Annotated in this window: 11 protein-coding genes; 8 read left to right on the top strand and 3 right to left on the bottom strand. The window is 54.6% G+C overall.

The genetic code is table 11. The features are described from left to right. Positions 1-541 precede the first annotated feature (541 nt). Together F153LOC_RS20300 and F153LOC_RS20305 are read left to right on the top strand one after the other, a co-directional pair. Positions 542-1,903, top strand: coding sequence for an HdeD family acid-resistance protein (locus tag F153LOC_RS20300; RefSeq protein WP_233210375.1), 1,362 nt, complete (start codon positions 542-544; stop codon positions 1,901-1,903). Between the two features lie 64 nt (positions 1,904-1,967). Beyond that, entirely contained in the window at positions 1,968-2,921 is a 954-nt protein-coding gene (locus F153LOC_RS20305; RefSeq protein WP_102105750.1) for a nickel/cobalt transporter, read from the top strand. Positions 2,922-2,954: 33 nt separating this feature from the next. Here the strand turns inward: F153LOC_RS20305 and proP are convergent, their stop codons facing one another. Further along, complete coding sequence (gene proP, locus F153LOC_RS20310; protein ID WP_100777950.1) at positions 2,955-4,457, bottom strand: glycine betaine/L-proline transporter ProP; 1,503 nt, start codon at positions 4,455-4,457, stop codon at positions 2,955-2,957. Positions 4,458-5,110: 653 nt separating this feature from the next. Between proP and kdgT the strand changes: the two genes are divergently transcribed. Continuing rightward, positions 5,111-6,106: a 2-keto-3-deoxygluconate transporter gene (kdgT, locus tag F153LOC_RS20315; protein ID WP_100777951.1), complete on the top strand. Its 996-nt coding sequence runs from the start codon at positions 5,111-5,113 to the stop codon at positions 6,104-6,106. A 34-nt stretch (positions 6,107-6,140) separates the two neighbouring features. Here kdgT and F153LOC_RS20320 read toward each other — a convergent pair whose 3' ends face one another. Together F153LOC_RS20320 and crfC are read right to left on the bottom strand one after the other, a co-directional pair. Next, positions 6,141-7,022, bottom strand: a complete 882-nt coding sequence (locus tag F153LOC_RS20320; protein ID WP_102105749.1) for a diguanylate cyclase regulator RdcB family protein — start codon at positions 7,020-7,022, stop codon at positions 6,141-6,143. Beyond that, the gene (gene crfC, locus F153LOC_RS20325; protein WP_102105748.1) at positions 7,019-9,373 is read right to left on the bottom strand and encodes a clamp-binding protein CrfC; all 2,355 of its coding nucleotides are present in this window, start codon (positions 9,371-9,373) and stop codon (positions 7,019-7,021) included. Before crfC ends, F153LOC_RS20320 begins: the two co-directional genes overlap by 4 nt. Positions 9,374-9,974: 601 nt before the next feature. On the opposite strand from crfC, the gene F153LOC_RS20330 reads away from it, so the two are divergent. From F153LOC_RS20330 to phnE, 5 genes are all read left to right on the top strand, one after another. Continuing rightward, a complete protein-coding gene (locus tag F153LOC_RS20330; RefSeq protein WP_100777954.1) occupies positions 9,975-10,310 on the top strand; it encodes a zinc ribbon domain-containing protein YjdM in 336 nt (111 codons plus the stop codon). Between the two features lie 145 nt (positions 10,311-10,455). Continuing rightward, a complete protein-coding gene (yjdN, locus tag F153LOC_RS20335) occupies positions 10,456-10,887 on the top strand; it encodes a VOC family metalloprotein YjdN (protein WP_100780778.1) in 432 nt (143 codons plus the stop codon). Between the two features lie 132 nt (positions 10,888-11,019). Next, positions 11,020-11,808, top strand: coding sequence for a phosphonate ABC transporter ATP-binding protein (gene phnC, locus F153LOC_RS20340; protein ID WP_102105747.1), 789 nt, complete (start codon positions 11,020-11,022; stop codon positions 11,806-11,808). A gap of 63 nt (positions 11,809-11,871) precedes the next feature. Next, complete coding sequence (phnD, locus tag F153LOC_RS20345; protein ID WP_102105746.1) at positions 11,872-12,894, top strand: phosphonate ABC transporter substrate-binding protein; 1,023 nt, start codon at positions 11,872-11,874, stop codon at positions 12,892-12,894. A 51-nt stretch (positions 12,895-12,945) separates the two neighbouring features. Beyond that, a complete protein-coding gene (gene phnE / locus F153LOC_RS20350) occupies positions 12,946-13,725 on the top strand; it encodes a phosphonate ABC transporter, permease protein PhnE (protein WP_100777957.1) in 780 nt (259 codons plus the stop codon). Positions 13,726-13,732: the final 7 nt, after the last annotated feature.

The raw sequence follows: 13,732 nt of genomic DNA on the forward strand, positions 1-13,732 counted from the left end.
GCCAGCGTTCAATCTGAGCCATGATCAAACTCTTCAATTTAAGTTTGATGCTCGTGAATTAAACTTCGTAATGAATTACGTATGTTCACTCAGAGACTTTGGTATTCATTTAGCGTCTTGCGACGTTTAGAATCCATGTCACTTTGAGTGCCCACACAGATTGTCTGATAAATTGTTAAAGAGCAGTGCAACGCGGCTTTCGCTCACCGTTGCGAGGTGGCGTATATTACGCTTTCCTCTTTCAGAGTCAACCCTGAATCTCAGGATTTTTTCTCTTCAACCGAACCGGCTGTTTGTGTGAAGTGATTCACATCTGCCGTGTCGATGGAGGCGCATTATAGGGAGTTCTCGTCAGCCCGCAACCGCTAAATGACAGAAAAATGACTGACTGCTGCATTCCACAGCAAAACCCCGCCTTATACCCTTTTGCACACAGACTTATCCACAACCCGGCCAGTATTACCGACACGTTTCTCACTCATCACGCACTAAACGATCCAATAAGCTATATATGTGGAAGGCTATTTCCGGACGTTTTCCTATGATGCGACTGATCTTGATCCTGCTGGGTATCGATTTCCTGCGTTCACACTGGCGCGGGCTTCGCCGCTTTGGCTGGATCACTCTGATCGCCGGCACCGTCATCTTCATCGACGCCATGGACGGGTCGCTGTTCTTCCCGATTGAACCTTTCGCCTGCCTGCTATTATTCGAAGGTGCCCTTACATTAATGGTGGCGCACAGCGGCATGGGCGGGCAGCGCATCTTACGCTATGTCAAAGGTGCCACCTTTTCACTCGCCGCGGTTCTGATCCTGGCGGGGAACCACGATGGCGATATTGTACTGGCGATCATTTTCGGCACGCTGTTCTTGCTCGATGGTGCGCTACAAATTGCCTCCGCCCTGGTCGTTCGCTATCAACGCTGGCGCTCCGCCCTGGCAGGCGGGAGCGTCGAGATCGCGCTGGCCATCTTCTTCTATCAGCCCTGGCCGTCAAATTATGCCGGCACCGTTCCTTACTGTCTGGGCCTGGGCCTCGCCTTCGCGGGATGGAACATGTTTATCCTCGCCAACCGCGTCAAAGTGGCCGCCGCCAACCCGGGTCTTAAAGGCGAAGAGTATATGGAAGAAGCAGATACGCTCCCGCCCGCCACTGTGGAGTGGGATGGTCCGCCGGAAGATGACGAAAAAGCGCTGACGGTTCACGTCTGGACTCCCGTAGGTTCCGCGCCGGGTGAAACCATCCCCCGCCCGGTCATCAACCGCTATATCGCCGCCGTGGATCAAAACGGCATTATCTCCACCGGCCACGCTGCGCTGGAATCTCCTGGCGGGATCTATATCAGCCTGTACCCTGCGGAACTCATCGACCGCTCGCCGGATGCCTTCGCCCGACTGTTGCGGGCGACGCCGGAGAATAATGTGCAAGGGCTGTTCCAGCCCGACTATGCAACAGAATCAGCGCAATGGTGCCCCTCAACGCGAAAAGTACGCATCCGCAATTATAGTGAAACCCGCCTGAGCGCCTTCTGGGAAAACTACCGTCAGAATGCATCCTACAATTTGACCCACCGTAACTGCTCCAGCAGCGTGGCGCGAGCGCTGGAAGCCGCGCTGGAGGGATCCGTCGGAAGACTCTGGCAAACGCGCGGGTTCTGGCTGGCGATTGGAAAGCTGATGTCCACGCCGGAACTTTGGGTCGCACTCCAGCTGCGTAAACGCGCCGAGACCATGGCCTGGACGCCAGGGCTGGTGCTGGACTACGCCCGCGCCCTGAGCATGCTTGCCGATCCACGCCCGACGGGCTGGTTTAATACCCTGGGCCGGGCGCTGAAAAAAATGTTCCATCGCCGGGTCGCATGGGTGAACGGAAAAAGCGGCGAAGGGATGACGGAAGAGTAAACCTCAGCGCGCTCGCGATCATAAACGCTATACTTGCCAAAAATCCTCTCCCGCAGGCCATACCATGACCACACAACGTCTCGCACGTGACTGGCGCCTCACCACTGCCGGGCTGATGGCGCTGGGCATTCTGCTGGCAGCCTTTACGCTACACGCCCACTGGAACGCCTTTATTCAGTGGTGCCTCGCAACGCAAATCACCCTGCACCGCTATCTGGTGATGTACCTTCTGCAACTCAATAATCACCAGTACGCCGGTGGGCTGTGGCTGCTGACGGGCGCGTTTTTTTATGGTGTGCTTCACGCCATTGGGCCAGGCCACGGCAAATTTATCGTCACCACCTATCTCTCTACTAATAAAGAAAGCCAGCTCGCCGCACGCGTGGTGCCTTTCCTCGGCAGCCTGATGCAGGGTGTAAGCGCCATTCTTTTCGTCTTTATTCTGGCCGTGGGGTTTAATCTCGCCTCCGGCGATCTCAGCGCCAGCCGCTGGTATGTGGAAAAAATCAGCGCGGTCATGATTGGTGCGTTCGGCGCGTTTGTCATTTACCAGGCGCTGAAAAGCCTGCGCCCTCGCAGGATGACGGTTCACGCCCTTAAACCTCTTCATCAACATAATGAAAGCTGCGGCTGCGGTCACCACGGTGTGGGTGCCGCGCTGAACGGGGAAAACTGGAAAATACGTCTGGGGGTAATCCTGGCCATTGGCGCGCGCCCATGCAGTGGGGCGATCATGATTCTGATGTTCTCGAACGCGCTGGGTATTGTGACCTGGGGAATTGCGGCGGTGATGACCATGTCCCTCGGCACGGCCCTGTCGATCATGGGACTGTCGCTGGCGGTGCGCTATGCGCGAGAACGCACGGTGGCGCTCTTCGGCGGAGGAACACACCTGAGCTGGCTGGTGCCGGTGGCAAAAATTGCCGGCGGGATTGTGCTGATTCTGTTCGCGACGGTGCTGTTCTTAACGGTCATTCCCATCAGCGCTAACGGCGACTACATTGCCGCAGGCTGCTAATAAAAAACCCGCCAGCGGCGGGTTTTTCGTTTGTTACTCGTTAATCCGTGGATGCTGATCCACCAGACGAGAACGTTTCTTCTGCAGCTCTTCAATCTCTACGTCAATGTCATCAATTTTCTGTTCAACATTATCGTAGTGCTCGCGCAGGATATCTTTCGCTTCCTGAATATCCGATGCCGCTGGCGTCGCCCCTTTCAGCGGTCGGTTGGCCGTCTCTTTCATCGTCAGACCGGTCGCTAAACCGATAACCGCGATAACCATCAGATAATAAGCCGGCATCATCAGGTCCTGGGTGCTTTCGACCAGCGAGGCCGCCAGTGTCGGCGTCAGACCCGCAATCAGTACCGAGATATTAAATGCTGCCGCCAGCGCACTGTAACGAATGTGCGTTGGGAACATCGCCGGGAGCGTGGACGCCATCACCCCGATGAAGCAGTTCAGGATCACCGCCAGCATCAGCAGACCGGCAAAAATCAGCCCCAGCACATTACTGTTAATAAGGATAAAGGCAGGAATCGCCAGAGCGAACAACGCGACGCTACCCAGAATAATGAACGGACGGCGACCGAAGCGGTCACTCATCAGACCCATAATCGGCTGCACAAACAGCATACCAACCATGATGGCGATGATAATCAGCACGCCGTGATCTTCTGAATAGTGCAGGTTATGCGACAGGTAGCTCGGCATATACGTGAGCAACATGTAGTAGGTCACGTTGGTCGAAATCACCAGACCGATACAGGTCAGCAGACTACGCCAGTGTTTGGTCGCAATTTCGCGGAACGAAACTTTCGGTCCATCCTGCAGGCCTTCGCGATCGCCCTGCTCCAGTTTCTCAACGTGCTGCTGGAACGCCGGGGTCTCTTCTAATGCATGACGCAAATAAAGGCCGATAATACCCAGCGGCAGCGCCAGGAAGAACGGAATACGCCAGCCCCACTCGAGGAAGTTCTCTTCCCCGACGACGGTGGAAATCAATACCACCACGCCCGCACCCAGCACAAACCCGGCAATCGATCCAAAGTCCAGCCAGCTTCCCATAAAGCCGCGTTTACGGTCCGGGGAGTATTCGGCAACGAAGATCGATGCGCCCGTATACTCACCGCCGACGGAGAAGCCCTGCGCCATTTTACACAGCAGCAGCAATATTGGTGCCCAGATGCCAATGGTGGCGTAAGACGGGATCAGGCCGATACAGAAGGTACTTATCGACATAATCACGATTGTGATGGCGAGAATTTTCTGGCGACCATATTTATCGCCCAGCATCCCGAAGAACAACCCACCGAGCGGGCGAATCAGGAAGGGTACAGAGAAGGTACCTAGCGCTGCAATCATCTGCAGGCTGGGATCGGCGCCGGGGAAGAAGACCTTACCGAGTGCATAGGCAACGAAGCCGTAAACACCGAAGTCAAACCATTCCATCGCGTTACCCAGCGATGCGGCAGTGATGGCCTTGCGCAGCTTGCTGTCATCAATAATGGTGACATCGCCGAGCGTAATGGGTTTTACTTTTTTCCTTTTAAGCATTGCTATCCTCGTAGACTCAGCCCTGTCCATACCACAGAAACTCATGCGGTCTGTAAAGTGAGATTCGCCTCATGCGAATCTTCTTCTTCAAGCGTAGCAGGTTTACTTACATTGACATTTACTGTCGATACAACCGAACCTGTTGACGCCTGTCTGGGCAGTTAGTGACCTCTTTACCCTACCAGCGTTTAAATTAGTGATCAACTTCACAAAAACTTACGTATGGCGTCAGAAGTTGTCAGAAAACGTAAACCCCCCTCTCTCTTTCGTTACGTTTTAATCGCATTCAGACGATTCTTCCGCTGGTTATTATTCCTCTCGCAATTAAATAAAACACTGACATTCATTTACAACCATTTCACAGCTTTTTTAATTACAAGCGGTCAATGTCTTCGTTTACGCAAATATGTGATCAAGATAACTAAAACACTGTTTTATTTTCATTGAATCGCAATTCCAATGATCGCATGATAAGCCCGAACACGCCGCGATGGCTGCAACTCACCAACCGTTTAACACGTGTTAACGGGCTGCGGTTTGTGCATTACCAGACGGAACTTCAGACAGTTAAATTTTCGTAATCATTTGAATGTAATCATTAATATTACCTGACTTGTCCGCCAGAAACGCGAGATGAGATGTGAGGATTTATCATGAAGATTAAAGCCACAATTGAACGCATCCCTGGCGGGATGATGCTGGTTCCCCTGGTCCTTGGCGCAATATTAAATACCCTTGCGCCAAATACCGGCGCTTATTTTGGCGGGTTCACAAAAGGGATGATCACCGGCACCGTTCCCATTCTGGCGGTCTGGTTCTTTTGTATTGGCGCCTCTATTAATTTACGGGCTACAGGTACCGTTCTGCGTAAATCAGGTACGCTGGTCATTACCAAAATTGCGGTCGCCTGGGTCGTCGCAATGGTCTGCGCCATGTTTATTCCTGAGAACGGAATTCAGACCGGATTCTTCGCCGGATTGTCCATTCTGGCGATTGTTTCGGCAATGGATATGACCAACGGCGGTCTCTACGCCAGCCTGATGAACCAGTACGGCACCAAAGAAGAGTCTGGCGCCTTCGTTTTAATGTCGCTGGAATCCGGTCCGCTGATGACCATGCTGATCCTAGGCTCCGCCGGTCTGGCCTCGTTTGAACCGCACCACTTCGTCGGCGCGATTCTGCCGTTCCTGATCGGTTTCGCACTGGGTAACCTGGACACCGATCTGCGCGATTTCTTCAGCAAAGCCACGCCGGTGCTGATTCCGTTTTTCGGCTTCGCACTGGGTAACACCATCAACCTGGGCGTGATTATGGATACCGGTCTGCTGGGCATCGCCCTGGGCGTCGCGGTTATCATCATCACCGGTATTCCGCTGATTATCGCAGACCGCGTGATTGGAGGAGGGAATGGGACCGCAGGTGTCGCTGCGTCATCTGCTGCAGGTGCAGCCGTGGCGAACCCGGTGATTATCGCGCAGATTAACCCGGCCTTCGAACCTGTGGCCGCCTCCGCAACCGCGCTGGTTGCAGCGGCAGTGATTGTGACCGCGATTCTGGTACCGATTATTACGGCGCTGTACGCCAAACGCTACGGCAATATCCCGCAGGCCGAGTCAGAGCCGCAGCCGGTTGAATCCTTACATCACTAAGATTTCTACGCCCTCTCTTCGGAGAGGGTTTTAGTTATCCCTCGCCAAACACTTCACTCACCATCGCATCCGCCAGCCTTTTCGCTGAGCAGAGTCTCGGCATTCCCAGTGCCACCGTCTGCCAGCTCTGCGTCACAGACCAGCTCACCGGATGACGGTCAGGATGACACCAGTCCCCCAGCCAGCCCAGCATATCCTTATGGTCCATTAAGCCCGTTGAAATCGGTGTGGCAAGCCACTGGTGATAGAAATGGCGAGTGGCGGGAGAAGCGTTGATCCCCTGCGCCAGATAATTTGCCGCCAGGCTGCGTAAATTGTCTTTCAGCATCGCGCCAACGTCTTCGTTTGCCAGGCGACAGGCATCGCCAAACGCCCCCCAACGCAGCTCTTCCAGCGCGAGGTAACAGCGCCCGGCCAGCGACCAGCCATCGTATTGCCCGGCCCGCCAGTGGGTAAAAATTTGCTCGCTATGTTCGCCCGCCTGCACCGTCAGGCCACGCTGGGAAAGTGCTTTCTCTTTATAGGCTGCACGCTGGGAAAAATGGGCAGAGAGATCGTCGTACTGCTGCATCAGGCCCGGAGACTGTTGCCCCTGGCGGCTGGTCTGCTGGCGCAGCGTGGTGAGTTTTTCCGTCATGCGCGTCAGCGCCAGATGGCCGGGATCGAACATCCCCGCCAGTTTTTCCGCAAGCCCCAGCCGCAGGGCAGCATTTTCGCTGAACATTCCCGTCATCGCCCAGGGCCGAAGCTTCGTCTGGGTCATGATCTCCTGAGTTAAACGCTCACGAAATTGCTGCTGCTGAGGGGCGAGAGGGGGAAGACGCACCGCGTCCACCCCTTGTACCAGATCGACCATAAACTTCGGATGAATACACTCCAGCGTCCGCCCGGGACCGTCCAGTAGTTGTGTTGTCATAGTTGCTCAGCCGCGAATAAGGTTTGAATATCATCGCGTAACAGTCGGGTATCTTCCTGAATCCACGTCGCAGTGGTAATACTTTGCTGCAACAGCTGGCTGAGCGCTCGGGTGGAGTGCTCGTTTTGCTGGCGCACTGCGAGGCTATCACGCAAGCTTTCCTGTAACCCGGTCAGACATAACGAGAATTCTGCGAAAAACGTCGCCATTCCTGCCGTAACAGAGACATCGACCTGCGCCACCAAAGCTTTACAGATTTGTTGACAAAATTGATCAATATGCTGTTTAAATCGCTCATGAAGCTGCGCGATGTCAATAACATATCGGGTGCGTGTCATCACGTAATCTTCAAAGCCCCAGCCCGGATTGTTCAGCCAGCGCGACACCGTTTCACGCACGCTGCCGGACGCCGACACATCACCCGCCGGACGATTTTCCGACGCAATGGCGTCAGTAAACAGCCCACGCGTGTTGAAATTAAGCTGACTCGCCTGGAATGCCGGGAAGCTGATCCGCGCCCGGAAACCGGCATGGCTCAGCTCTTCTTTAATGCGTTTCTCAATGGGGCGCATCGCTTCGTTAAGGGAACGCGCCAGCGTGGACTCAAGCTGGTCAAAGCGCAGCGCCAGCTCGCGGCTGATTTTTCCCTGCGCATCGAGCATGATCAGCTCGCAGGAAGAGCGGATTTTGCTCAACACAATCTGCGCCTGCCCTTCATCATCCAGCACCAGCTGCCCCATCTCTTCCGGGGAGCTATTTCTCAGGCTCATGGGCTGGATGCCCGCTAAATCGAGAATATTATCTCTGTTAAAGATGTGGCCGATGGCCTGCTGAATCTGGCTTTTCTGCTGCGAAATAAACGCATTCGCCGCATCCAGCGCCTGCTCCACTTCATGCCCCACTTCGTCGCTGACGACCTCCTGACGCATCTGCAACAGCGCCATATCCTCTTCCAGACGCGTGATATTTACCTGCAGCTCCTCGAAGGCCACCGTCAGCCCCTGGTAGCGAAAATCCAGGTACTCGCGGGCATTTTGCGCGTAATTCAGCAGCTTATGGGAAGCCGATCGCAGGGCATAGAGCGACGCGTTGGCGTAAGCGGCGTAGATCAGTTTACGGATCGGCTGTTCGAATAACGAATCTTCCCACAGCAGATCGGCGGCATGGCGAATATGCTCAACATCATCCAGATCCGCCGTCCGCCAGCGACGCCCGAGCGCCGCTTCGGCAAAATCCTGCACCCAGCGCTGCTCCTGAGGGTTTGGCAAGCGGCCATGGCTGGCAATTTCATAGCGCGTGCGGTTGGCGAGATAGGCCCACATCGACGACACAGGATAAATCTGCCCCGGCGAAATATTGCCTTTCATCAGCGTGCCGGAGATCATCGCCCGCACCTGCTCTTCGTCATCGCTGTTGCGATCTTTCTGATCAAACTTATTCACCAGCGCATACAGCGGCACCGATTTTCCGACCGCGGAAATAGCCTGTCGCACCTCTTCATCGGAGATCGATTTCAGCTGGGTGTAGTCCATCACCGCCAGCACCGCCGACGAGCGCGCCAGCTGTTCACTGAGCATTTTTTGAAGATGCGGCTGTCCGGCTTCGTTCGGCCCTGGGGTGTCGAGCAGCGTCAGCTGGCCCAGATGGGAATCCAGCCCGGCCAGATGGACAAATTCCACCTCAATAACCGGAATATGTTCAATCGCCGCATATTCCGAGAACGGAAAATCGACGCCAAGCGCTTTCGACAGACGCACCAGATCGTTGAGGTTTTTCAGACACTGGAAAATCGGCTGCGCGCCCAGATAATGTTTTTCAAACGCTTCGCCCTGCTCAATACGCCCGAGCAGCGCGTTCATGTCTTTATCGATCTCAAGGCGCTGAGTCAGTTTTCCGCGATCGTGATTGCAGAGTTTCTCCTGCAACTGCTTGATCAGCGTATCAATTGGCGACACATGGGCGAAATGCAGCACCGGCTCGGTCTGGCCCGGCGTATGGCGGATCAGGGTCGGCAGCGCGGTCATCGGGCGGTTGCGGTTTGGCAACACCTCGGTCCCGACGATGGCATTTATAGTGGTCGATTTCCCGGCTTTCATGGTCCCGACAATCGCCAGCACCATCTCCAGACGGGTAATTTTGCGTAATTCGTTATTAAGCATAGAAAGCTGCGTTTCAACGCCACGGGTGCTGAAATGCAGAGGCAGAACATTATTCGTCTCCCCGGTCATCGCAGCGGTGGTGCTATCCAGCACCGCAATCGGCATTGATTTCAGGGCGTCAAGATTCTGCAAAGCAAGTTGCAGAAGCCTTTCCGCTTCCTGGCTTAATTCAAAAATTGTTTGTGTATGCATGATAAAAGCCTTTCCTTAACGCAAATTTATTACTTTTATTTAGCCGGATAGTTTTAATAATGAAATTTCGGCTTTTTAGATTACGCGTGGAAAATATGTTCAATGAATATAAGCGCCTGATGACAAACCGGAATATATTCGGCCTGAAGCGTAGAGCGCTCGTACGCTCCTCTCGACAAAGAAAGCCGAAAGATAATGAGCGTAGACCATTTCTTATGAAGCTATAGGATATATCAAAGTAATTTACCCACCCAAAATGAGAGGTAATTCCCGCACGCCTAAGGAGGAATGGCAATCGCGGGTGCCGTTGATAAATAACAACTGCTCACCTCACCTTATCCGAAATGACAGTACCTGGCAATTTACGCAATAAAATATTCGATATATTTCATCGCGCCGTTTAAATCTTAAGTACGCTGTTAGCATCGCTTAAGTGACTGACAGAAAGTGTCACTCCAGACACGACGATTTCACTCTTCGCAAAAAAAATAATATCACCGACAACGGTGTGGACTTACGCTATACTTGACGCCTTTTTCGGCAAACTGCCATCTTTTGGCTGGCGCTTTCCAGCCCCGTTAGCACTTTTGAGGAACTCAATATGTCACTTCCACACTGCCCAAAATGTAATTCCGAATACACCTACGAAGATAACGGGATGTTCATTTGTCCTGAATGCGCCCATGAATGGAATGATGCAGAGCCAGCGCAAGACAGCGATACGCTGATTGTGAAAGATGCCAACGGAAATCTGCTGGCCGACGGCGATAGCGTCACCGTGGTAAAAGACCTGAAAGTTAAAGGCGCCTCTTCGATGCTGAAAATCGGCACCAAAGTGAAGAATATTCGTCTGGTTGAAGGCGATCATAATATTGACTGCAAAATTGACGGCTTTGGCCCGATGAAGCTCAAATCTGAGTTCGTGAAAAAGAACTGATATATAAGCTTTTATTGTTTTGTAGGCCGGATAAGCGCAACGCATCCGGCCAGGTGCCCGGCGGCGCTGCGCTGACCGGGCCGACAGAATATTGTACAAAATTCGTACTACACTTAACGAGCTTCTCTTACCTGAGGTAATGATTATGTCGTTAAGTCCCTACATCTCATTCGCCGGAAACTGTGCAGAAGCCATCGCCTTCTACCAGCAAGCAGTCGGCGCAGAACTCACCTATAAAATCACCTACGGCGAAATGCCCAAAGACGAAAACAGCGAAGAAGGCTGCCCGTCTGGCATGACATTCCCGGACACCGCGATTGCCCACTCCAACGTTCGTATCGCTGGCAGCGAAATCATGATGAGCGACGGCGTGCCCGGCGGTAACGCCCAGTACGCGGGTTTCACGCTGGTGCTCGACACCCAGGACGTCGCCGAAGGCAAAGGCTGGTTCGACAAGCTCGCCGCGGGCGGTAACGTTGAAATGGCCTGGCAGGAGACCTTCTGGGCACACGGTTTCGGCAAAGTGACCGATAAATATGGCGTGCCATGGATGATCAACGTCGTTAAACAGCAGTGATCGTCTGGCGGAGGCGCCCCCTCCGCCTGTCATCCCATTCACTTCAACTCTTCAAAATCCCGCAACCAATACTTAACCTAAATGTCACATTAATCCGCCAGCATGAGGCCACATTTATCGTGAGGCCTGAACATGCAAACTGTCATCCGCGTCGAGAAACTGAGCAAGACCTTTCATCACAACAAGGCTCTGCATGCCGTTGATCTGACTGTCCAGCAGGGCGACATGGTAGCGCTGCTCGGGCCTTCCGGCTCCGGAAAATCCACCCTCCTGCGCCATCTCAGCGGTCTCATCACCGGCGATAAAACGCCGGAAAGTCACGTCGAGCTGCTGGGGAAGACCGTGCAGCGCGCGGGCCGTCTGGCGAGCGATATTCGTAAAAGCCGTACGCAAACGGGCTGCATCTTCCAGCAATTTAACCTGGTGAATCGCCTGACGGTGCTGGAGAACGTCCTGATCGGCGCCCTCGGCAGTACCCCCTTCTGGCGCACCTGCCTGCGCTGGTTCTCCCCGGCACAAAAACAGCAGGCACTCCAGGCCCTGACCCGCGTCGGGATGGCCCACTTCGCCCACCAGCGCGTCTCCACCCTTTCCGGCGGCCAGCAGCAGCGCGTGGCCATCGCCAGAGCGCTAATGCAAAAAGCCAAAGTGATCCTCGCCGATGAACCCATCGCCTCGCTGGACCCGGAATCGGCCCGCATCGTGATGGAAACCCTGCGCGACATTAACCAGAACGACGGCATCACCGTCGTGGTCACGCTGCATCAGGTGGATTACGCCCTGCGTTACTGCGAGCGCATCGTCGCCCTGCGTCAGGGCCATGTGTTCTACGACGGCGCAAGCCAACACTTTGATAACGAACGTTTTGACCACCTGTACCGCAGCATTAACCGCGTCGAAGAGAACGCGCAGGCTGCGTAATTTCACGAAGCGTTCAGGCTGGCAAATGAACTGGCCTGGAACAATGCCAAAAGAGGATGATAGATGAGCTATAAAGCCGTTGCCGCGCTGGCCTTCACCAGCATGTTCAGCATCAGCACCCTGTTAAGCCCGGCCTATGCGCAGGAGCAGGAACAGGAAAAAGCCCTGAACTTCGGCATTATTTCGACAGAATCACAGCAAAACCTGAAACCCCAGTGGGAACCCTTCCTGAAAGATATGGAAACCAAACTGGGCATCAAAGTGAACGCCTTCTTCGCCCCGGATTACGCGGGCATCATCCAGGGGATGCGTTTTAACAAAGTCGACATCGCCTGGTACGGCAATCTCTCCGCCATGGAAGCAGTGGACCGCGCCAACGGTCAGGTCTTCGCCCAGACCGTCGCCGCAGACGGCTCCCCGGGCTACTGGAGCGTGCTGATCGTCAACAAAGACAGTCCGATCAACAACCTCAACGATATGCTCGCCAAACGCAAAGATCTCACGTTCGGTAACGGCGATCCAAACTCCACCTCCGGCTTCCTGGTCCCGGGCTATTACGTCTTCGCCAAAAACAACGTCTCCACCAGCGAGTTCAAACGCACGGTTAACGCCGGACACGAAACCAACGCGCTGGCCGTTGCCAACAAGCAGGTCGACGTCGCCACCAACAACACCGAAAACCTCGACAAACTGAAAACCTCCGCGCCTGAAAAACTGAAACAGCTGAAGGTGATCTGGAAATCGCCTCTCATTCCGGGCGACCCGATTGTCTGGCGCAAAAACCTCTCTGAGAGCACCAAAGACAAGATCTACGACTTCTTTATGAATTACGGCAAAACGGCGGAAGAGAAAACGGTTCTCGAACGTCTGGGCTGGGCGCCGTTCCGCGCCTCAAGCGATCTGCAGCTGGTGCCTATCCGTCAGTTGGCCCTGTTTAAAGAGATGCAGGGCGTCAAGGACAACAAAGGGCTGAACGCCGAAGAGAAGACCAGCAAAGTCTCTGTGATTCAGGCGCAGCTGGAAGATCTGGACCGCCTCACCGCCGCGCTGAGCGCGATGACGTCAGTGAATAAAGCGGTGCAGTAACCGTCCCTCTCCCTCTTCCACACGAAGAGGGAGAGAACATTAGGAGAACTCATGCAAACCATCACCGTCCCACCTCCGAAACGCAGCTGGTTCTCGTTGATAAGCTGGGCCATTCTGCTGGCGGTGCTCGTCATCTCCTGGAAAGGTGCGGAAATGGACCCGCTGATGCTGGTCAAAGACTCCGGCAACATGGCGACCTTCGCGGCAGACTTCTTCCCGCCAGACTTCAGCCAGTGGCAGGACTACCTCGGCGAAATGGCCGTCACCATGCAAATCGCCGTCTGGGGCACCGCGCTGGCGGTCATTCTCTCCATTCCGTTTGGCCTGATGAGCGCCGAAAACATCGTCCCCTGGTGGATTTACCAGCCGATGCGCCGCCTGATGGACGCCTGTCGCGCCATCAACGAAATGGTCTTCGCGATGCTCTTTGTGGTCGCCGTCGGTCTCGGCCCGTTTGCTGGCGTCATGGCGCTGTTCATCCACACCACCGGCGTGCTCTCCAAACTGCTGTCTGAGGCGGTCGAAGCCATCGAACCCGGCCCGGTGGAAGGCATCCGCGCCACGGGGGCCAACAAAATCGAAGAAATTCTCTACGGCGTCCTGCCGCAGGTCATGCCGCTGCTGATCTCCTACTCCCTCTACCGTTTCGAATCCAACGTTCGCTCAGCGACGGTGGTCGGCATGGTCGGCGCGGGCGGGATTGGCGTCACCCTGTGGGAAGCGATTCGCGGCTTCCAGTTTCAGCAAACCTGCGCCCTGATGGTCCTCATCATCATCACCGTCAGCCTGCTGGATTTCCTCTCTCAACGTTTGCGTAAGCACTTCATCTGAGAAGCGA

The sequence above is a fragment of the Lelliottia sp. F153 genome, assembly GCF_002870005.1.
GTDB lineage: Bacteria > Pseudomonadota > Gammaproteobacteria > Enterobacterales > Enterobacteriaceae > Enterobacter > Enterobacter nimipressuralis.

What these genes read in the sequence shown, in the direction of transcription:
- F153LOC_RS20300 (WP_233210375.1), top strand. Translation starts at nt 542, where the DNA reads ATGATGCGACTGATCTTGATCCTGCTGGGTATCGATTTCCTGCGTTCA.
- F153LOC_RS20305 (WP_102105750.1), top strand. Translation starts at nt 1,968, where the DNA reads ATGACCACACAACGTCTCGCACGTGACTGGCGCCTCACCACTGCCGGG.
- proP (WP_100777950.1), bottom strand. Translation starts at nt 4,457, where the DNA reads ATGCTTAAAAGGAAAAAAGTAAAACCCATTACGCTCGGCGATGTCACC.
- kdgT (WP_100777951.1), top strand. Translation starts at nt 5,111, where the DNA reads ATGAAGATTAAAGCCACAATTGAACGCATCCCTGGCGGGATGATGCTG.
- F153LOC_RS20320 (WP_102105749.1), bottom strand. Translation starts at nt 7,022, where the DNA reads ATGACAACACAACTACTGGACGGTCCCGGGCGGACGCTGGAGTGTATT.
- crfC (WP_102105748.1), bottom strand. Translation starts at nt 9,373, where the DNA reads ATGCATACACAAACAATTTTTGAATTAAGCCAGGAAGCGGAAAGGCTT.
- F153LOC_RS20330 (WP_100777954.1), top strand. Translation starts at nt 9,975, where the DNA reads ATGTCACTTCCACACTGCCCAAAATGTAATTCCGAATACACCTACGAA.
- yjdN (WP_100780778.1), top strand. Translation starts at nt 10,456, where the DNA reads ATGTCGTTAAGTCCCTACATCTCATTCGCCGGAAACTGTGCAGAAGCC.
- phnC (WP_102105747.1), top strand. Translation starts at nt 11,020, where the DNA reads ATGCAAACTGTCATCCGCGTCGAGAAACTGAGCAAGACCTTTCATCAC.
- phnD (WP_102105746.1), top strand. Translation starts at nt 11,872, where the DNA reads ATGAGCTATAAAGCCGTTGCCGCGCTGGCCTTCACCAGCATGTTCAGC.
- phnE (WP_100777957.1), top strand. Translation starts at nt 12,946, where the DNA reads ATGCAAACCATCACCGTCCCACCTCCGAAACGCAGCTGGTTCTCGTTG.